This is a genomic window from Chitinophaga solisilvae, assembly GCF_009928525.1.
In the GTDB taxonomy this organism is placed as follows: Bacteria; Bacteroidota; Bacteroidia; order Chitinophagales; family Chitinophagaceae; genus Chitinophaga; species Chitinophaga solisilvae.
Map to the genome: position 1 here is coordinate 232,887 of NZ_JAABOK010000008.1, position 20,660 is coordinate 253,546.

General features: G+C 49.9%; 15 protein-coding genes. All 15 read left to right on the top strand.

Features of this window, described 5'->3' with window-relative positions; genetic code table 11:
- Positions 1-4: 4 nt before the first annotated feature.
- A complete protein-coding gene (locus GWG06_RS18390) occupies positions 5-1,171 on the top strand; it encodes a mandelate racemase/muconate lactonizing enzyme family protein (protein WP_160714987.1) in 1,167 nt (388 codons plus the stop codon).
- Positions 1,164-2,063 (top strand): SMP-30/gluconolactonase/LRE family protein, encoded by a 900-nt coding sequence (locus GWG06_RS18395; RefSeq protein WP_160714989.1) that lies wholly within the window; start codon positions 1,164-1,166, stop codon positions 2,061-2,063. Before GWG06_RS18390 ends, GWG06_RS18395 begins: the two co-directional genes overlap by 8 nt.
- A gap of 88 nt (positions 2,064-2,151) precedes the next feature.
- Positions 2,152-2,889 carry an SDR family NAD(P)-dependent oxidoreductase gene (locus GWG06_RS18400; RefSeq protein WP_160714991.1) on the top strand — a complete coding sequence of 246 codons (738 nt, stop codon included), beginning with the start codon at positions 2,152-2,154 and terminating at the stop codon, positions 2,887-2,889.
- A gap of 179 nt (positions 2,890-3,068) precedes the next feature.
- A complete protein-coding gene (locus GWG06_RS18405; RefSeq protein ID WP_160714993.1) occupies positions 3,069-4,067 on the top strand; it encodes a M57 family metalloprotease in 999 nt (332 codons plus the stop codon).
- A 371-nt stretch (positions 4,068-4,438) separates the two neighbouring features.
- A complete protein-coding gene (locus GWG06_RS18410) occupies positions 4,439-4,720 on the top strand; it encodes a hypothetical protein (RefSeq protein WP_127037906.1) in 282 nt (93 codons plus the stop codon).
- Between the two features lie 630 nt (positions 4,721-5,350).
- Complete coding sequence (locus tag GWG06_RS18415; protein ID WP_127037908.1) at positions 5,351-5,548, top strand: class I lanthipeptide; 198 nt, start codon at positions 5,351-5,353, stop codon at positions 5,546-5,548.
- Positions 5,549-5,684: 136 nt separating this feature from the next.
- A complete protein-coding gene (locus tag GWG06_RS18420; protein ID WP_160714995.1) occupies positions 5,685-8,033 on the top strand; it encodes an outer membrane beta-barrel family protein in 2,349 nt (782 codons plus the stop codon).
- Between the two features lie 14 nt (positions 8,034-8,047).
- Positions 8,048-11,260, top strand: a complete 3,213-nt coding sequence (locus GWG06_RS18425; RefSeq protein WP_160714997.1) for a lantibiotic dehydratase — start codon at positions 8,048-8,050, stop codon at positions 11,258-11,260.
- The gene (locus GWG06_RS18430; protein WP_160714999.1) at positions 11,257-12,450 is read left to right on the top strand and encodes a lanthionine synthetase LanC family protein; all 1,194 of its coding nucleotides are present in this window, start codon (positions 11,257-11,259) and stop codon (positions 12,448-12,450) included. Before GWG06_RS18425 ends, GWG06_RS18430 begins: the two co-directional genes overlap by 4 nt.
- Before the next feature lie 41 nt (positions 12,451-12,491).
- The gene (locus tag GWG06_RS18435; protein ID WP_160715001.1) at positions 12,492-13,559 is read left to right on the top strand and encodes a hypothetical protein; all 1,068 of its coding nucleotides are present in this window, start codon (positions 12,492-12,494) and stop codon (positions 13,557-13,559) included.
- Between the two features lie 6 nt (positions 13,560-13,565).
- Positions 13,566-14,834, top strand: a complete 1,269-nt coding sequence (locus GWG06_RS18440; RefSeq protein ID WP_160715003.1) for a glycosyltransferase family 25 protein — start codon at positions 13,566-13,568, stop codon at positions 14,832-14,834.
- A gap of 7 nt (positions 14,835-14,841) precedes the next feature.
- Positions 14,842-17,085, top strand: a complete 2,244-nt coding sequence (locus GWG06_RS18445; protein WP_160715005.1) for a peptidase domain-containing ABC transporter — start codon at positions 14,842-14,844, stop codon at positions 17,083-17,085.
- A 9-nt stretch (positions 17,086-17,094) separates the two neighbouring features.
- On the top strand, positions 17,095-18,048 hold the full coding sequence (locus GWG06_RS18450; RefSeq protein ID WP_160715007.1) for an HlyD family secretion protein: 954 nt from the start codon (positions 17,095-17,097) through the stop codon (positions 18,046-18,048).
- A complete protein-coding gene (locus tag GWG06_RS18455; RefSeq protein WP_160715009.1) occupies positions 18,045-19,784 on the top strand; it encodes a biosynthetic peptidoglycan transglycosylase in 1,740 nt (579 codons plus the stop codon). Before GWG06_RS18450 ends, GWG06_RS18455 begins: the two co-directional genes overlap by 4 nt.
- 3 nt (positions 19,785-19,787) lie before the next feature.
- Positions 19,788-20,654, top strand: coding sequence for a polysaccharide deacetylase family protein (locus GWG06_RS18460; RefSeq protein WP_160715011.1), 867 nt, complete (start codon positions 19,788-19,790; stop codon positions 20,652-20,654).
- Positions 20,655-20,660: the final 6 nt, after the last annotated feature.

The following is a 20,660-nucleotide window of genomic DNA, read 5'->3' on the forward strand; positions in this document are numbered from 1 at the left end:
GGACATGAAAATCACCGACGTGAAAGTATGGCTCGTAGAGGGCGTAAAATATAACTGGACACTGCTGAAAATATTCACGGATACGGGCCTTACCGGTGTAGGAGAAGCTACCAACTGGCCGGGCAGCCCTATTGTATATCATGCCGCCCGGCATGTTGGCGAACGTATTACAGGGATGGACCCGATGAAAACAGATTTCATCTGGACCAAACTTTACCGTGACCTGAACTGGATGGGACCTTATGGCGCTTCTCTCTGCGCTATCAGCGGTATTGATATGGCGCTGCTGGACCTGAAAGGCAAAGCGCTGGGCGTACCCTGCTACGAACTGCTGGGTGGCGCTTTCCGCCATGATATTCAGTTGTATGCCAACTATTGGTTCACCGGCGGAGGGCACAATGCCACCGATTATGCGGCACAGGCGAAGAAAGTAAAAGATGCCGGATTTACCGGGTTGAAGTTTGATCCCTTTGCACACACGAATTATCTGTATGGAGAAGACCTTTCCTCCAGCCTTACGCTGACGCCGGCCCAGCAGGATCTGGCCTTTCATGTGAGCAAGGCTGTAAGGGATGCAGTAGGTCCTGATTTCGATATAATGATTGAAACACATGCCATGCTCAACTACCGCGTAGCTGTAAAGATGGCACAGCGCCTTGCCGAACTGGATATTACCTGGTATGAAGAGCCGGCAGGTCCGGAAAGCGCCGATACCCTGCGCGCCATGCGGGAACGTATTCCTGCCGGCGTATCTATCTGTGTGGGGGAACGCCATTATACGCGTCATGGTATCCGTCCGCTGCTGGAAAAACAGGTATGCGATATCATGATGCCGGACATCACCCGTTGCGGCGGCCCTTCTGAGATGAAACGCATGGCTACCATGATGGAAGCCTATAATGTGCTGCTGGCCCCGCACAATCCCAACGGGCCGTTGTCTACACTCGCATCCGCACATGTCTGTGCTGCTGTTCCCAATTTTTTCCGGCAGGAATTTATGTTCAATGATGTACCCTGGAGAGATACCGTCATTACTCATCCTATTGCGGATATGATCCACGACGGGCACCTGCGGCTCAGCAACCGTGCGGGCCTCGGTGTAGATCTGGTAGAAGCGGAAATGGAAAAGCACCCGGGTATCCTGACGCCCAAACCAGGATTCTATGTATAGGGTGTGGAAAGCAATGCCCGTTTACAACTGCAACACCCTGCTGGGCGAAGGGCCTGTATGGGATAGCAGCGAACAGGCATTGTACTTCACCGATATTACCGGGCAGCACGTGTGGAGATATTCTCCCGCAGTACACGTCTGTACATCCTTTCGCACCAGCCGGCCTGTCAGCCTCGTTATCCCCGCCGATGACGGCAGGCTGCTGCTGGGGTTACAGGGCAGTCTCACGTTAACGGATAAACGCTTCCGCTCTATGGAAAACATCTTGGCTGTAGAGCCACATATTCCGCTGAACCGCTGCAACGACGGTAAATGCGATGCAGCGGGCAGGCTCTGGTTCGGCACCATGCATATACATGCCTTACCTCACCAGGGAGCTTTGTACTGCTATGACGGGAGCCTGCATAAAAAGCTGGACAGCATCAGTATTTCAAATGGCCTCTGCTGGTCTGCGGATCATACCGCCATGTACTACATTGATACACACGAGCGGACCATCCGCGCATATGACTTCAACATGGAAACAGCCGCCATCAGTCATCCCCGCGTGGTGGCACGTACCGTGGAATACCCCGACGGTATGTGCATGGACCGGGAAGGTATGCTGTGGGTAGCTATGTGGGGAGGCGGTTGCGTCAACAGGTATCATCCGCAGACGGGCGAGCTGACAGGCAGCGTCAGGGTGAATGCGCCACATGTAACCTCCTGTGCTTTCGGCGGCCCTGAGATGGATACATTGTATATCACCACTGCCCGCAAAGACCTGACAGCCGCGCAGCTGGCCGCATATCCCGACAGCGGCGCCCTGTTTGCCGTAAAGCTGCCGGTACGGGGATTACCCGCTCACACCTTCTCCATTCCTGCGTGGAAGCAGCCACACACACGCTTTTAATTGCTGGTATGAAAAGGTTTTTTGATCTTCGTGATACCACCGGCAGCTTTTATACAACCGGAAATCACCAGGAATAAATAAACAGGTTATGTCACTGCAGATAGATTTAACAGGAAAAACAGCTATTGTTACCGGGGCCGCTTCCGGAATAGGAGCGGGCATATATCATGCCCTGCTGCAGGCCGGCGCCACGGTATATGGCGCTGACATCACCGGCAGCGGCGACATTCAGCCGGTTGATGTAACTGATGACGCTCAGGTACAGTCGTTCGTAGCCAGCATAGCACAGCAGCATCCGCAAATTGACATCCTCATCTCCTGCGCCGGCAGCAACGTATTCACCGGCGCTGCAACTACCACGCCGGAAGAATGGGAGCAGAATATGCAACTTAACCTCAGATCGCACTGGCAGCTGGCGCGATGCTGCCGTCCCTGGCTGCAGCAGTCGGGCAACGGCGTCATCATCATCATTACCTCCAATCATGCGTATCGCACCATTCCCGGATGCTTTCCCTACAATGTTGCCAAAACCGCACTGACCGGACTGGTACAAAGCCTGGCCGCAGAATGGGGCCCGCAGATACGTACAGTAGGCATTGCACCCGGATTCATAGATACTCCCGGCAACCAGACATGGTTCAACTCCTTCCCTGACCCCACCGCAGAAAGACAACGCACCATCAACCTGCACCCGGTCAGAAAACTGGGCACACCAGCCGAAATAGGCGCCTGGTGCGCCTTTCTGAGCAGCGACTACGCCTCCTTCGCCTCCGGCGTCACCTACCTCATAGATGGCGGAAGATCCGCACTTATGCAGGATGCCTGATACTCGTGATATATTTCGGGATTTTGAGATTTTATGATTTATGGATTTAAAATGCAGCAATTAACTCGCTTCGCTGCATTTCAAATCCGTAAATCATAAAATCTCAAAATCCCGAAATATTGTATATTCCTTCTCCCCTGCTCTGAAATTTATTTCATGAATGAAAAATGTTAACCAAAATGAAAACATTAATTACCCTAACGACATGCTGTATACTGACAGGTATACTTTTCTTCGCATGTCAAAAAGACCAGCAACCAGCAAAGGTTACCGAAGAAATTCCTGCAACGGTTCTCACTAAAATATCCGCCCTGGGATTCAGTAAAAAGGGCGTGATAAAAGTAAAGAGCGGATATCTGGTGGAAGGAGATATACTGCTTACTGAGAGCGATCTTGATAAGAAACAGGATATAATCCGGCTGCATGTTGCAGAAACAGAACATTACCGCACCAACCGCCTGATTCTTTTCGGGGTGGACGATATTGGCTCGAGGATCTTGTATGTTTCCGTGGAGAATCTTTCTGCTAATTACATCACCGCCGTTGATGCGGCAATAGCAAGATATAATGCTCTTCAGCTGAGAATCCGGTTTACCAGGATACAAAGCGGAGGACAAATTGTAATCGCCAATGGTGCACTGCCAGCTGATGTATTGGGTTCTTCCGGATTTCCAGACGGAAACGGCAACCCTGCCAACCGGATAGTATTGAATGTTGGCGCTATTGGCAACAATTTCCCTATAGGCTGGATGACCAGCATTATTACACATGAACTAGGTCACTGCATTGGTTTCCGCCATACGGACTATGCCAACCGCAACTATAGTTGTGGATCTGATCCCCACCCGGATGAAGGACAAAGTTCTTCCGGCGCCATACTTATTCCCGGAACACCGTCAGGCCCTGATGCAGACAGCTGGATGCTGGCCTGCAGCAATGGTACAGACAGGCCGTTTACCACCAATGACCAGCTGGCGCTGAACTATCTCTATGGATGCGGTTATGAAGGCAGTAAGGTTATCAACGGAATCTGTGAAACTGGTGAGAAAAGATATACAAGTTCAGTCAGACAAGGGAACGTCTACCGGTGTACTTATGTCTATGTCTTCAGCGACGGCTCTGTCAGCAGGTCTTTCTTTTCCACCGGTAGTTTCCCCTGTTTGGTAGACCCGATTTAATTGCGCACGGCTCCCCTTCAGAGCAGGGGATATCTGGCGACCAGCTTTCGCTTCTAAAATATCAGGACTGCTTCCAATAGTTTCTTACCATCAACCACATTCATCACGCACCACAAGCAGGATACACTTATCTGCTTCTCAACAAAACCCCTATCCGGCGGCACTTTAAAACAACAATATGCATACATGCCATGGACAACCGCTTATCTGTTTTATCTGCAGAAGAATAAAATGTCATATGGCCATATGCTTTTTAAATGACAACAGACACAAAATATATTTTTTTTACATCCTCGATAATTTTATAAAATTACTGCTGCATTACTGCATTACTGCAGTTTACATTCGTAACACATCAAAAAACAAATTCCATGAAATTCAAAGTAACCTGTTTACTATTGTTATGTTCCACCCTCTTCCTGTCCAGTGTAAATGCAACTGACAAGAAGGCTGCTGACAAGAAAGCCCCTGCCGCACCTAAGTTTAAAATCTTCGTTTCCTGCGCAGGAGTGCAACCGTTTTTCTATGGCTTCACCTATTACCCCGGACAGCGCGTGGTTTATGCTAACACTCTTTACCAGGCCTCACAAACCAATTCAAGCCAGTGGCCTGGATTTGGTCCTTACTGGATCTGGCTTGGTCCCTGCAATTAATTGTTAACTACAGGGGCGGCAGCAATGCTGGCCCCTGTATGTATCCGCACCCTGTGAAGCACAGTAGTACCAGGCTTCTCCTTTTATCCGGCACGCACTACCAACGAAGCAACAGCTCCTTTAATCATCAGCCCGATTTCCCGGTTACAGTAATATAGACAGTACTCCGAACATACCTGTACCGGCCATCCATACCAGCAGGATCAGCCCATTGCCGGAAGAAGCGTTCATCTGACACGAAGAAACATCACACTGCCACATACTTAAAATATCTGTATCAGGTATTTTTTTTACCGATAATTCTTGCTATATTTATTTTACCGTAGTAAACAAGCCCTTGAATATCCCAGGAACCCCTCAGCACCACTCCCTGGGTTATGCGTTGTCACCCGATAAGTCAATCATCTTTTTTAAATTTTATCTATGAAATGATTCCCGAAATGGAAAAGTAACAGGCACTATTCCTTTATCTGTAATGCTGCGTAAGCGAAAACGGGATTTTCGCTGTTCTTCCTATTGCCATTATTCTCACCTGAAAGTAAATCACTTAATAAAAATCATTGTTGCGCAACAATGGGCGGATCTCGAAAAGCCCCATAATAGAGTAGAGTCAAATCAAAATCACTTATTATGAAAAAAATCAAATTAGATCCTCTGGCCTTAGATAGAGAAACCATTGCCAAACTGGACGAACAACAGTTACAGGAAATCGTAGGTGGCGTTATCGCTGATTTCGCCGCTACTTCCAGTGGCTGCGATACCGGCGGTTCCGACTGTGGCGAAACCGGCCAGTCAGGTGGTTGCGCTTCCGGTAGCAGCAAATGCTGATAACAGCACTTTGTGTCGCTTACTTATACCCATAAGCCAGGCGTACCAGGATGTATGAGACCTGGAAGGCTAAAAAAACTTCCAGGTCTCTCGCCTGTTCCATGCATTTTTTCAGGCAAACGCGTGTCTTTAAGATATGAATAGGAGCATTACCCTCATACTTACCTTCCTGATGAAAAGCATACTTGCTGCAGGACAACTGAAAATTACCGGTCATATCCAGGATACTGCCGGCACACCATTGTTATACAGTACGCTGAAACTGCGTACTGATACCCTGGTGATCCAAACCGTATTGTCTGACAGCACCGGGTATTTCAGCTTTACAGACCTGGCCCCCGGAATATATGGCATAGAAGGCAGCTACATCGGCAACAAGGCATTGCTGCCTCCTTTCCGGCTTAACAGGGATACCATTGTTTCCCTTATTATCCGGCAGTCAGGCGCACTACTCAAAACAGTGGAGGTAACCGGCAGCAAACCACTGCTGGAGAAAAAAATTGACAGACTGATATTCAACGTGGAAAATTCCATTGCCGCCAAAGGCACTGACCTGACGGAGGCCATCGCACTCACCCCCCGGCTGAGGATAAGCCAGAGCGGCATCTCTATTGTAGGCAAAAGCGGTGTAGCAGTGATGATAAATGACCGCATACTTCCCCTCAGCGGAACCGATCTTTTAAATTATTTAAAATCCCTGCGCTCTGATGATGTTGCCAGCATCGAAGTAATTACCACACCTCCCGCCAGATATGATGCGCAGGGCAACAGCGGGTTAATCAACATCATCCTGAAGAAAAATCCGTCCCTCGGATGGAGCGGCACTATCAGCACTGCCTATTCCCAGGCTACCTATGCCGCTGTTACCAATAACGTGAACCTCAATTACCAGTCAAAGAAACTCAGCAGCTCCCTTAAACTCAGGCAATATGACCGTGCTTCCAGGATTACGGAAGAACTGGATGCCATCGGCATCAACTCCGCCCGCGGCAACGATAACCGGAAAGATATGTCTGACGGCATCGGGCTGAATCTCAGCATGGATTATAAACTCAGTAAAAAATCCAGCGCCGGGTTTATTTACGACATAGGCAAATCTAACGCTAACGCCTATATTGATAATCACACCACTTACCAGACCCATGACCGTACTGATTCCGTCCTGACCACATTATCGGACAACCGTAACCCTGTACTCACGCAGACACTGAACCTGTATTCCGATCACCGGCTGGATAACAAAGGTAAAAAGCTAAGTACCGCATTCAACTATTTTTCTACAACCCCGGAAACAGCGATCAGCTTCCTGACAAGTTCTGATAAACAACCGGTAACAGCTGTAGTAAATAGTTACAGCGATGTAAAGTATCATATATGGTCCGCACAGGCTGACCTTACCTTGCCCTATCCCGTGGCGGAAATTGAAACAGGCGCCAAGGTAACCGGTTTCAGCAATGATGCGGATATATCCTATTACAATCTTGCAGGAAAGGATTTTATCATCGATCCGTCCAGAAGCAATATTTTTTACTGCAACGAAAAAAATCTGGCAGGATATTTCAGCGCACGCAGGGACTTCGGCAGGAAATGGTCTGCCAAGGCCGGATTACGGTATGAATATGCTATCGTAACAGGCTTTTCTCCTACTACAGATACAAGAAACAGAACAGCATATGGCAGATTTTTTCCTACAGCCTATCTCAGTTATAAGCCCAATACACGCCACAGCTGGGGATTAACCTATTCCAAAAGAATTAACCGCCCTTATTTCAGGGCGCTGAATCCGGCCAGATGGTATTCCAATCCCTATACGTATTATGTGGGTGCGCCGCTCCTGCAGCCCTCCTACAGCCACAACATCGAATTATCGTGGTTGTATAAAGGTATTCTGTCTGTTTCGCTGTTTGGCGACAAAGTACTTGACGGCTTCGGATTCATCGGAGAAATGGATGGAACGCTGCGGGTATACAGTCCGAAAAATTACCTGACCCAATACAACGCAGGCATCGTCATCACCCTGAACAAAAAATTCTTTCCCTGGTGGGAAACCAACAGCTACCTGACTTTCAGCTATGCGGATTCAAAATCGGCTGTTCCGGATGCCGTTACGCAGAATGGCAGCGGATTCAGCTACAGCACCAACAACACTTTTCCTGTGAGCCGCAAGGTCAGCCTATTCGTGAATTTCACCCATTCGCTGCCGTCAACCAAAGGATACCTGTATAATGCAGGACAATATATGCTGTCATCCGGCGGCAGAACAACGCTCCTGCAAAACCGGCTGCAGCTGAGCGCCAGCGTCAATGATATATTGAGAAGCGCCATCAGCAGAGGCCAGTTATATTATAAAGATTTCACCCAGTATAACAATACCTACTACGATTCCAGAAGACTCAACGTGAGTATTACCTATTTGTTTGGCAAAACCAAAGTCAGGGGAAATCAGAAACAGATCAACTTTAAAGAAACCCAAAGGGCCAATTAAACCTGTATAATCCTATGTCTGATGAAAGATTTTTTTTGTATGATTTCTATCTGCTGAGAGCTCCTGTTTTCTCTATAGACGAGTTGCAGGAGCTGAACGGAATACTGGATAAGATCGTGCAGGATGAAACAGATACGGCATCCTGGGATCAGCTCCGGGAGCGGTTCTCGCACCCGTGGTTTCTTGAGGCTGTTTACTTTGCCTCTAAAGACCTGTATGCCGCCCTGCAGGAATGGCTGCGTCAGCCGGATTACAATTACACGCAGTCCGGTAAATTACTGAAGGGGCTGCACAGGTATTACTCCCGGATGTGTACCCGTGGCACGCCATTCGGGCTTTTCGCGGGATGTGCCTGTGGCAGTGTAAGTACGCAGCCCACGCAGATAAATTTCGCTTCAGAAAAAATCAGAAGGCATGTCCGTTTTGACATGGCTTATATAACAGCGCTTACCAGGCTCATTGAGCGCGATCCTGCCGTACAGCAGCAGACCCGGTTCTTTGTCAATAACACGTTATACCGTACCGGCAACCGGTATGTTTACCTGGAGAACACAATGAAAAACGGCAGGTCCAGCTATATCATGAGTGCGCTCAGCGTATCGCCGTATATTGAAAAAGCCTTGAAAAGAGCGGCCGATGGCGCCACCATACAGGAACTGGAAGACTGTATCCTGAATGAAAGCGTAAAGAAAGAAGCCGTACAGCAGTTTATCCGTGGCATGATTGGTATGCAGGTATTAATCAGCGAGCTGCAGCCGGCCGTCACCGGCGACGACTTTGTACAGCCGCTGCTCAACCGTACAACCGGCATACCCCACCTGTCGGTCGTACACGATTTGCTGCGCAACGCACAGCAGCTGCTGCACACCGGCATACCTGACCTGGACGCCTATACGAAAATTGAAAAGACTGCCGGAGCCCTGCTGACGGATAAGAAAATAGAAATCATCCAGGAAGATGCCTACTTCAATATGAACAGCAACAATATCAGCCGGCATGTCGTGGAGGATATTGCGAAGACCTCCGAAAAACTATGGGATATTGTTCCGGTGTATGTATCTCCTGAACTGAAAGAGTTTGCACAGCGTTTTCATGCCAGATATGAAGAACAGGAGATACCGCTGGTGAAGGCCCTGGACCCTGACATTGGCATCGGTTACGGGCTGGCCGTCAGCGGTGTGGCGGAAAACATGCCGCTGATCGATACCCTGGCTATTGCGCCGCCGCCGGAAGACAACCGCGTTTTCAGGGGAGCATACGAACAGCTGTTATTTGAAAAACTGAAATTGTTCCTGGAGCAGCACACACCGGTAATTGTGCTGACAGAAGAAGATGTAGATCAGCTGATAGCTGTCAATAACAACAGCCATACGCCTGTACAAAACCACAGCGCCTATATTTTTGGCAGCATATTATCGCCATCGCAGCCGGCGCTCGATCAGGGCGACTATAAATTCCTGGCCCTGCAGCTGCATGCCTATGCCGCCGGCAGGATGCTGGGAAGGTTTGCGCAGGGCGAACCTGCGCTGCAGGAAAAACTGCGCGCATGCGCTGCTGACGAAGACCAGGCGAACCCCGGTGTGATCCTCGCAGAAGTGGTATACATGCCCGAAGGACGTGGCGCCAACGTGGTGCTGCGTCCGCGTTTCAGGGATTTTGAAATTCCCTACCTGTGTAATACGGCAGCAGCAAAAGAACAGACCATCAACATCAATGACCTGATGGTATCTGTCCGCAACCGGCGGGTAGTACTCCGTTCCCGTACATTCAACCGGGAAATTGTTCCGCAGGTATCCAACGCTTTCAACGCCAGAAAAGGGCAACCCATGTATCGTTTCCTCACCGACCTGCGGTCGCAGTATGTGAAGCCGCCCTTTAAATGGGAGTGGACGGAGTTTTACAACGAACCTTATCTTCCCCGCATAGAATACCGGAATTTTATCCTTCAGCGCGCCCGCTGGCAGCTGAAGCAGGAAAGCGGGGAAAGCTTGTCCACACCGGCGCTCACGGATGCGTACTTCCATAAGGTAAGAGCCCTGTATCATATTCCCCGCTACGTGGTACTCACACAAAACAGCGACAACGAATTGTTCATTGACCTGGACAGCGCTATCTGCCGGCAGCATATTGTGCGGCAGCTGAAAAATTCAGCTGTTATCCTGCTGGAATTCCTCCATACCTCTGATCAGTGTTTTATCCGCGATCAGCACGGCGGATACAACAACCAGGTGGTGATTCCGCTGGGTACGCGGCTCCCTTTCTTTGCCGATACCGTGGCGCAGCCTGCAGTCAGGGAAACAGATCCCGTACGGCATTTCCCTCCCGGCAGCGACTGGCTGTACGTAAAGATCTATGCCGGCAACAAAACGCTGGACACACTCCTGGTCAGTATTATCAGACCATTCGCAGATAAGGCCCTGCAGGATAACGCCATCAGCAAATGGTTTTTTATCCGGTACAACGATCCGGAAGGACACCTGCGGATACGCTTTCATGCCGCCGGAAACCGGCAGGCATGGCTGGAACTGCTGCCGGCACTGAATAACGCCATAGCGCCGCTCATACAGGATAACCGCGTAGCGAAAATGACTGCAGACACCTACATCCGTGAGATAGAGCGTTATGGCGCAGATACGATCACGGAAAGTGAAACATTGTTCTTTGCCGACAGCGTGGCTGTCAGCAGTTTCCTGGATATGATCGAAGGAGATGAAGGCGAACAGCTGCGGTGGCAACTGGCCTTGTACAGTGTGGACAGGTTACTGCAGGACTTCTCCTGTAGCCTGGCAGAAAAAAAAGATATTATCAACGCCACCAGGGAAGCATTTACGCAGGAGTTCAGCAACCACGACAAACGCAATGCCTCCCGGCTGGAGCGCTCCCTCAACGACAAATACAGGAAGCATTACCCGCAGATAAAAGAAGTATTGAGCGATGCCCTTCCGGAAGAAATGGCAGACATGTACGATTGCTTCCGGCAACGCAGCAACACCATAACTGCCATTGCCAACGCCATTAAGGAGCAACTGGCAGCAGCCGGCAACCCGCAGGCCGCCCTGAAAAAATTACTGATCAGCTACATCCACATGAATATGAACCGGCTCTTCCTCGCCAGGCAAAGAGCACATGAACTGGTCATCTATCATTACCTGAATAAATATTACCAGTCGCTGATAGCCAGAGAGAAACAGACATCCGCTACCTCCATGAAAATTAATATATCATGATATCATCTGCAGCAAATATACTGACCGTAGCAGCCGCCCATACCGAACAAATAAAGAAAGCGCTGGAAATAAAATGGGAGGTTATTCAGAACGCTTCCTATGAAACAGGACTACCCGGCCTGTCTCTCTTTTATGCCTATTATGCGCGGTACACAGGAGATACGCAATACTTTGAAAAAGCGGAAGACTTTCTCATCCGGGGTATTTCGTCTCTTGACCTGGCTAATTTCAAACGCATCTATAAAACGGACTCACTGGATGCGCATCTGGCGCATATCGGCCGTTTCCTCGAATTTACCAAAGCCCATAAAATCCTGGAAGTAGATACCGGCGATTACCTCTCAGATATAGACAGCACACTCCTGGAACTGATGCAGAGTAAAATAGCCATCGGTAATTTTGATATCAACAGTGGCGCACTGGCTGCCGGATATTATTTCCTGGGCAGAAGCGAAGGCAATGTTGAGGCGCCGCTGACATTGCTGGTGCAGGGCATTGAGAACATGGCCTTTACCGATGAGGCAAGCGACTACTACTGGACAACGCCACCCCTGTATAACCGCATTTATCTGGGCATTTCCCACGGAAGCGCGCTGCTCCTGTCCTTTCTCGCCAACGTCTGCGAAAGAGGCATTGAAACAGAAGCCTGCAGCCGGATTATACGTAAGGCTGCCAGCTACCTGCTGAAGCAAAGGTCCGGTTACGAGAAGGGAATGTTCCCTCATTTTATCGGAGATGAAGAAACAGGGCCCAAACAATTTTCACTCTGCTACGGCGATCTCGGCATAGGCTATGCGCTGTACAGAGCCGGTCACGTGCTGCAGGATGAACACCTGCTTACCGTAGCCGGCATCATCCTCAATGACTGCCTCACCCGTAACCGCGAAGATAACCGTACACTGGATGCCAGCATACTGTACGGCGCCGCAGGCGTAGGGGCTACTTTTGAAAAGCTCCACAGGATCAGCGGCGACCAGCGTTATCAGCAGGCTGCCGGTTACTGGTATGAACAAATACCTTCCTATGCTGTCCATGAAAATGAGTTTGCAGGATATAAAACACGGCTGCCGGACGCCGGCCCGCTGTGGAATACCAGCTTCGGATGGGGTATCATCGGTATAGGCATATCGCTCATGCGGATGATGAAACCGGAGCTCCCTGCCATTGATCCTTTGCTGCTCATCGCCTGAAAACCCTGTAAATATTTTCGTACGTAATAATAACTACTGCCATGATGATCGGTACCCAAAACTACTATTCCCTCTTAGATAAGCTGCTGGCAGCATGCAGCAACTTTCCTCCCTCTACGGAAGAATCACCCATGCTTTATAACTTCAATAAGCTGATGAATATTCTGCAGAAGAAAGAAATTGCAGGCATCGTCAGCGACCCGGCCATTATTGCCGGCGCTCATCAGCTCTCTGTTAAATTCGGTTATATCACCAGGAGTATTCTCACCGGTGAAGACCCTGATCCTATGCGGACCTACGATGCATTGCAGGCAGAAATAGAACAAAGCCTCAGCGGCCCTATGTATATCTACGCCAAACAGTGGGGGCTGTCCGTTAAAGCACTTTATTACTATAAGCAGCACAACTTTGAAAAAGCGCTGGACTATAGCCTGGAATGCGTGATCCTGAATGAATACCTCATCAGGGAAGGTATCTTCACCCTGCTGTTCCGTGCAGCAGAACAGAATAAAAATATCTCCCGGATATTTTTCCGCAGCGGTAACTGGCAGGCCGGCGCCACCTTCGCAAAAGATCTGCTGCACTACCTGCTGAACGGAGAACCGGGGCAGCTGTATGGCACCATCTTCCGGGAAAAAACTTTCTGGAACGAAATCCCCTATGTAAGAGAAGGTTATGCCTATCAGTGTTTCCGGGTTATGGTATCTCTTATGATCCATGTAGAAAAACGCCATCCCGTTATTGCGCCGCATTTGTTTCCCGGCATATTCGGAGATCTCAGATTTGAGATCAATACGCCCGACCGTCAGATCCTGGCACACTGGATGCACATCAGGAAAGCCTTCCATACCGGCGACTACGAAGAATTTCTCATTGAGCTGCTGGAATTCATGCACGATCCGAAATGTAAAATTTACGATATACTGAAAACAGATCTGTTGCTGGAGACGATCAAACTGGTAAAAAAAGAAACACAATATCCCGGCGCGGCAGCCCTGTTACAAAACATCGGCAACTACCTCGAAAACGAGCTGCACGCACAGGAATATCTCAACAAAGACCTGAGCGCCGCCAATCTTGTTTCTATTGATGACAGCCCGGAAAAATAATATTATATGCAGCCGATACCGACCTATATCATTAACCTGAAGAAAAGAGCAGAGCGAAAAGAGCATATCCTCCTGGAGTTCAGCGGGCGGGCGGAATTCAGCCCCCGTATTGTGGAAGCGCAGGAACGTGAGGAAGGCGCCCTGGGCTTATGGCTGACCATCCGGCAGATTATTCAGGAAGCGGTAACCCTGCAGCAGGCATATATTATTCTCTGTGAAGATGACCACACCTTCCTCCCACATTATCAGGCATCTGTTCTGCATGCTGCTATTGCCGAAGCTGATGCCCGGCAGGCGGATATCCTCTCCGGCGGCGTCAGCTGGTTTAACAATGCCCTGCCTGTTTCGGATACGCTTTACTGGGTGGAGAAATTCTCCGGCATGCAGTTCACCATCATCTTCAGCCGTTTCTTTCAGCCCCTGCTGGATGCCGCCTTTACAACAGATGATGCCGCTGATACCAAAACATCTCACCTGACGGATAATAAATACTTCATATACCCTTTCATCTCCGGTCAGCGTGAATTCGGATACTCCGATGTAACACCCCGGAACAACCGGGAAGGCCGCGTGAGTACCCTGTTTGACAACAGCCTGAAAAAAGCAGGCGCCGTAAAATATATCTGTGAATATTACCGTCAGCTGCATGAAAAGATGGTGACTGATGATACCGCCACCTACGACGGCATATCCATTCCGACCTTTGTTATCAGCCTGCCCGGAGGACCCGACCGACAAGCGCATGTACAGCAGCAGTTCCGGGGGAAAAGTGAATTTTCCGTTGTTCACCTTACGGCACACAGACAGGAAAACGGCGGGCCGGACCTGTGGAAGACCTTCCGGGAGATCATTGCCACCGCACACAGTAACGAGGATGATGTCATCATCATCTGCCAGGACAGCCACCTGTTCACCGCACACTACTCCAGGGACTACCTGCTGCGGAATATCATAGAGGCGTACCGGCAGGGAACCACCCTCCTTTCCGGCATGGTGTATGAATTTGATATAGCCGTTCCCGTTACTACCAACCGGTTCTGGCTGAACAGCCTTTCTTCTTTACAATTCCTGGTTGTCTACAAAAGCATCTTTCAAAAAATACTGCAGCAGGAAACAACCGGTAAAATGGCCGTCCACAGAGCATTGTCGGACATCACCAGTTATAAGATGGTCTTGTTTCCCTTTATCTCGGCGCACAAAGACTTCAGCTTCAACAATGCAGTACCCCGGCTGCAGCTGGCGCGCCGCATTTATGACATTCACCGGCTAAAATAATTATGTAGTGGGAAGAACGTTTACGACATACAGACAGCTCGATCAGATGGATTGCGGACCTACCTGCCTGCGCATGATAGCGCAGCACTACGGTAAACATTATTCCCTGCAGACATTAAGGGAATCATCGTTTATCACCCGCGAAGGTGTTACGCTCAAGGGTATCAGCGAGGCTGCCGTTAAAATAGGTTTCAGAACATGCGGCGCCAGGCTCACCTTTGAACAACTGGACGAAGAGGCCAATCTGCCCTGTATCCTGCACTGGAATCAGAATCATTTCGTGGTGCTGCCTCCCCAGAACTATGACCGTCATAAAAAGAACAGTAAAATACTGATTGCAGACCCCGCACACGGGCTGGTGAATGTTTCAAAAGAAACCTTCCTGCGGTCCTGGCTGGGCAGCAGCAGCCAGGGATTTGCCCTGCTGCTGGATCCTTCACCCGCTTTCTATGAACAGGAAGAAGAAAAGAAAACGGGCCGTAACCTCACTTTTCTCTACCGCTACCTGCGCCCATACAAAGGTTACCTCGGTCAGTTGTTCACCGGCATGTTCGTGGCCAGCCTGCTTTCGCTGACAGCGCCCTTCCTGACACAGGTACTGGTCGATTACGGTATCAGCCAGCAGGACATCGGATTTATCTACCTGATACTGGTGGCGCAGCTGGCGCTGTTTGCAGGCAGTACAGCCATTGAAATGATCCGGGGGTGGCTGCTGCTGCATATGAGCTCACGCGTAAATATTGCCATCATCTCCGATTTCCTGATAAAGCTGATGAAACTGCCTATCCGTTTCTTTGACACCAAAATGGTAGGCGACATCACACAACGCATCTCCGATCATTCACGTATTGAGCAGTTTCTTACCGGCACTTCCCTGAATACGTTGTTTTCTCTGGTGAATATGCTGGTGTTCTCGGTGGTACTGGCAGTTTACAGCATCCCTGTCTTCCTTATTTTCATCGCAGGGTCCGCACTGTCTGTCGGGTGGATCTCCTTCTTCCTGAAAAAACGGCGGGAACTGGATTACGCACGTTTCCAGCGGCGGAGTGAAAATCAGAATAATCTCTTCGAGATCATCACCGGCATGCAGGAAATTAAAATGAACGGCAGCGAAACCACTCACCGGTGGGGCTGGGAACATACCCAGGCAAAGCTGTTTAAAATCAGTGTCAGCAGTCTCAGTCTGGCTCAATACCAGCATATCGGCTTTTCATTTTTCACGCAGCTGAAAAACATCCTCATATCCTTTCTGGCAGCCAGGGAAGCCTTGCACGGCCATATCTCGCTGGGGATGATGCTCAGTATCTCTTATATCATCGGACAGCTGAACTCTCCTATTGCCCAGCTGCTGTCCTTTTTACAGGCAGCACAGGATGCCAGAATCAGTGTGGAGCGACTGAGCGAAATACATAACCGGGAAGAAGAAGAACAGCCGCATGAACTGAAGCCGGAAGAAGCGCTGCTGCATCTCACTGCGCCGGCGGCTCGCGGCCGGCTGAACGGAACGTATCCGGAAAGCGGCATCACGCTGGAAAATGTATCCTTTCAGTACGGCGATCCCGGCTCGCCGATGGTACTGGATAATATCAATCTTACCATTCCTTTCGGAAAAACTACCGCCATCGTAGGCGCCAGCGGCAGTGGTAAAACCACGCTGATGAAACTGCTGCTGAAGTTTTACGAACCGACAGAAGGAGATATACATCTCGGCGATATTCCGCTGCGGGCCGTATCCTCCCAATGGTGGCGCAGGCACTGCGGAGCCGTAATGTCAGACGGCTACATCTTTTCCAATACCATCGCACATAATATTTCTGTACAGGACGAAACAGATCAGCAAAGACTGATGGCTGCGGTAAAAATTGCGAACCTGGATTCGTTTGTCAACCGCCTTCCCCAGGGCTTCGCCACCAAAATCGGGAATACCGGCAGGGGCGTCAGTTCCGGGCAACGCCAGCGTATCCTGATTGCCAGGGCCGTCTACAAACAACCGGCTTTTCTTTTTCTTGATGAAGCCACCAGTACCCTGGATGCCAACAATGAAAAGATGATTATTGAAAACCTGGGACGCTTCTTTGAAAGCCGTACCGTACTGGTCATCGCACACCGGTTAAGCACCGTGAAACATGCTGACCAGATTATCGTGATGGACAACGGCCGCATTGTAGAACAGGGCGATCATCAGACGCTGACAGCCCTGAAGGGAAAATATTATCACCTGGTAAAAAACCAGCTGGAGCTGGGAAACTAAAAAATGACTATGCCGGAAAATATTGATCTGACAACAGTACACAGCGAAGAACTGCAGGAAATTATCGGCAGGCCACCGCGATGGGTAATACGCCGCGGCTCTGCCGTGGTGGCCGGCGTTGTGGTGCTCCTGCTGCTGGGAGCCTCGCTGATTAAATACCCTGCCATAGTTACCGCTCCGGTAACGCTGACCTCCTCTCCGCCACCCGTGAAGCTGGTGGCCGCAACGGCGGGTCATATAACAGCATTATACATCGAAGACAATGAACAGGTACAGGAAGAACAGGTGATAGCTGTCATTGACAACCCGGCGGTAACCCGGGATATGTTTTACCTGAAAACAATCTGCGCACAGCTGGATACCGCCATGGACCCGGCCCACAGCATCAGCAGGCTGACTTTACGCAAAGATATACAGGCAGCATCCCTGCAGGCCGACTACCTCGCACTTCTTCAGGCTATAGCCGGACAACCCGGCAACCACGCCGCTATCCGCAGTATGGCCAGCCGTATAACAGCGCAGCTCAGTATCTGGGAAAGCCGCTATGTGCTTCGCAGCCCGGTGAAAGGCATTGCCTCCTTCTTCCGTATCCGGGAAAAAAATCAATACGTAACCGCCGGCGAAACAGTCTGCGTAATAACGCCCTCCTCCCCGCTGGCTTACAACGTGTATCTGCAGTTACCCAGGTACAAGGCAGGCAAAGTCAAAGCCGGGCAAACCGCGCTGATCAGGCTACAGGAATTTCCGGAGGGGGAATTCGGCAGACTTAAAGCCACTATCGGCAGCCTCTCCCATGTGCCGCTCGACAGCAGCTATACCGTAGTGCTGACGCTGAAAGACGGACTGCGGACCACTAAACAGCAGGAGATTCCCCGGCGTCCGGAAATTGCAGGCACAGCTGATATTATCATTGAACAGAAAAGCATCCTCCGGAGGATCTTTGAAAACATCACCGGCAAATGATAATCAAAATACTATACCTCCTGCTCTGCGGGCTTTTCAGGTCAAAGAAGGAAATCCGTCTGCCTGAATATCAGTTGCTGATGACGGTTTCCCGCATACGTATTATTGGCATAAATCAGCTCCGGATAGAAGGCCTGAAACTCGTATCTGCCCGTAAATACTGTGTGACCATTGCGCAGCTGCATCTCCGCTTTCATCCGCGTGCCATCCTGCGGAAGAAAACATGGAGCGCGGCCGTCAGCCTTACAGCAGATATGATACACCTGCAACGGCTGCCACCCGGAGATACGGATACCCCAAAGGCTGCAGGCGATACTCCCCCACCTGAGCCCTTTTTAAAACTGATGCAGCTGTACCGGAAAATATCGCGGATACTGTTTAACTATCCGCTGCACATAACCGTGAAAGGTTTTTCTTTTGAGCAATACCGCCTTCCGTTACTGCAATCGGTCAGTATACAGGGCAACCGGATAAGCATAGCGCTCCACGGCCAGCTCCTTACCGGCGAAATCCAGGGTCCGCAACGCAGGATAACGCTCCGGCTGCAAACACCTTTTGACAGCCGCCGGGGTATCAGCGTAGGTGCGTTACAGTTAGCCTGGCAGGAAACAGGCAGGCAGGAAGAGGCGGGTTACACCTTTTCTTTTGATATGGAGATGACCGGCATACAGCTGCAGCACAGGTACATCAGTCAGGAAGCCTGTCACCTCAACAAAATAGAAGCCGGCATTAAGATAGCGCTGAACAGGGAGAAAATAGCTTTTACAGATGACTCCACGGTAGACATAGATGGCTGCCCGGTTTCCGTCCGCATCTTTTCCCTGAAAAAAACATGGCCGGTAATCAACTGCTTCTGCGTGGCAGAAGCCGGCCATCATATCATTCAGCGCATTACCGCACGCTTCCGGAACAGACTGCTGCGTGTAGGCGACTCCGATAGCATCCGGCTGATCCTGTTAGTAAAATCAGATCTGTTTCATCCGCAGAAATTATCTGTCAGCCTGGATATGCAGGCGGGAGGATTTGATATGGACAGGATGGAGCTGGACCTGCACTACCTGAAGCATCCGTTTGTACATACCGTTGCAGGAACGGATAAGACGATCCGCCTGGAAACTGTTGAAACGGCCGCTTTTCTTCCGTTGCAAAACATACAGCCACTACTCCCGCAGCTGGTCGTTTTTTGTGAAGATCCCGATTTTCATAAACATGCCGGCGTAGACAAATACTTTATCTGCAAGGCCGTTATCAGGAATATCATGAACCGGAAAATTGTGTCAGGAGCCAGCACCATCACCATGCAGTTAACCAAAAATCTTTTTCTGAGCCCGGAAACATCCTTGCTGCGGAAGCTGGAAGAAACGGCCATTGCGCTTTCCATGGAAACGATGTTCAGCGTACCGAAAGACAGGATACTGGAAATATACCTGAACATTATTGAATTTGCACCGATGGTTTACGGTGTAAAGGAAGGGACCGCATTTTATTTCGGCAAGCATCCCAATGAGCTGTCGTTAACAGAGATCATTGTGCTGACCTACATCATCCCCCGGCCGGTGCACTTCTGCGAAGCCTTGCTGGCCCGCACGCCGCAGCTGACCGGCAACCTGAGAAAATACACCGGTGACACCGGACGCTGGCTGCTGCAGTTTGAAATAATTACCCGGGAAGATTATGAAAATCTGGAGAAGAAAATTGTTTTCAGTGAAAGATTCGGAACCCTTGATTTATCCTGATCCATGCACCACACGCCATCAGACAAAACAATATACCTGACCTTTGACGACGGTATAGAACCCGGTACGCAGGAAGTGCTGAACGTACTGGAAGAAAACAATACCGCTGCCACCTTCTTTCTCACCGGCATTCATACCCGGTACTCCTGTGATAAAGACCGTGCGGACACGCTGGACATTTTAAACCGGATCAGGCAGCATCATGCATTGGGAAATCACAGCTACACCCACTGTTACGGGTGCTACCAGGAATATTATCAGCAGGGGCTGCTGACAGATGACCGGGGCACACGGCTTAGCGTAACATCGGACTTTCAGCAGCAGGATCATTTTATACATAGGCTGACGGAAGATATATACCCGTTTATTACAGCTGTTCCGCGACTGGCCAGGCTGCCTGCGAAAAATGCCTGGCAGCTGTCTGCCCCACCCTTCCGTAAAACGGAGCGTGGCGCTGAAGCAGCCGCCGGCAGCCTGTTTCAGGCTGGCTACGAGGTATTTGGCTGGGATGATGAATGGAAAATGAGTTTTGATTTTGCACAGGACATTAAACAGAGAAAGGAAGAAGTGATGGCAGCCATTACCGGCTATCCGGATTATACGCGGCTATATCCCTGGTTTGACATGCTGGCGCCGGAGCATATACATAAAGATCGTCTGACAGAGCCATGGATGGATGTTTTCAAAAGGATACTCCTGCACCCCAAACAACATTTTGTACTGCTGATGCATGACCGTGCATTCCGGCAGCATCCTGCGTATCAGGCAGCCGATCAGCTGCATCTGTTAATCAGGTTTTTAAAATCGGCCGGTATACGTTTCCGTACATTAGCTGATTATATGAAACCGCTCCGTAACGGAAGCGTCTAGCTGTAC

Coding starts and splice junctions, on each gene's coding strand:
- GWG06_RS18390 (WP_160714987.1), top strand. CDS start 5: ATGAAAATCACCGACGTGAAAGTATGGCTCGTAGAGGGCGTAAAATAT.
- GWG06_RS18420 (WP_160714995.1), top strand. CDS start 5,685: ATGAATAGGAGCATTACCCTCATACTTACCTTCCTGATGAAAAGCATA.
- GWG06_RS18400 (WP_160714991.1), top strand. CDS start 2,152: ATGTCACTGCAGATAGATTTAACAGGAAAAACAGCTATTGTTACCGGG.
- GWG06_RS18460 (WP_160715011.1), top strand. CDS start 19,788: ATGCACCACACGCCATCAGACAAAACAATATACCTGACCTTTGACGAC.
- GWG06_RS18435 (WP_160715001.1), top strand. CDS start 12,492: ATGATGATCGGTACCCAAAACTACTATTCCCTCTTAGATAAGCTGCTG.
- GWG06_RS18430 (WP_160714999.1), top strand. CDS start 11,257: ATGATATCATCTGCAGCAAATATACTGACCGTAGCAGCCGCCCATACC.
- GWG06_RS18415 (WP_127037908.1), top strand. CDS start 5,351: ATGAAAAAAATCAAATTAGATCCTCTGGCCTTAGATAGAGAAACCATT.
- GWG06_RS18395 (WP_160714989.1), top strand. CDS start 1,164: ATGTATAGGGTGTGGAAAGCAATGCCCGTTTACAACTGCAACACCCTG.
- GWG06_RS18410 (WP_127037906.1), top strand. CDS start 4,439: ATGAAATTCAAAGTAACCTGTTTACTATTGTTATGTTCCACCCTCTTC.
- GWG06_RS18450 (WP_160715007.1), top strand. CDS start 17,095: ATGCCGGAAAATATTGATCTGACAACAGTACACAGCGAAGAACTGCAG.
- GWG06_RS18405 (WP_160714993.1), top strand. CDS start 3,069: ATGAAAACATTAATTACCCTAACGACATGCTGTATACTGACAGGTATA.
- GWG06_RS18425 (WP_160714997.1), top strand. CDS start 8,048: ATGTCTGATGAAAGATTTTTTTTGTATGATTTCTATCTGCTGAGAGCT.
- GWG06_RS18440 (WP_160715003.1), top strand. CDS start 13,566: ATGCAGCCGATACCGACCTATATCATTAACCTGAAGAAAAGAGCAGAG.
- GWG06_RS18455 (WP_160715009.1), top strand. CDS start 18,045: ATGATAATCAAAATACTATACCTCCTGCTCTGCGGGCTTTTCAGGTCA.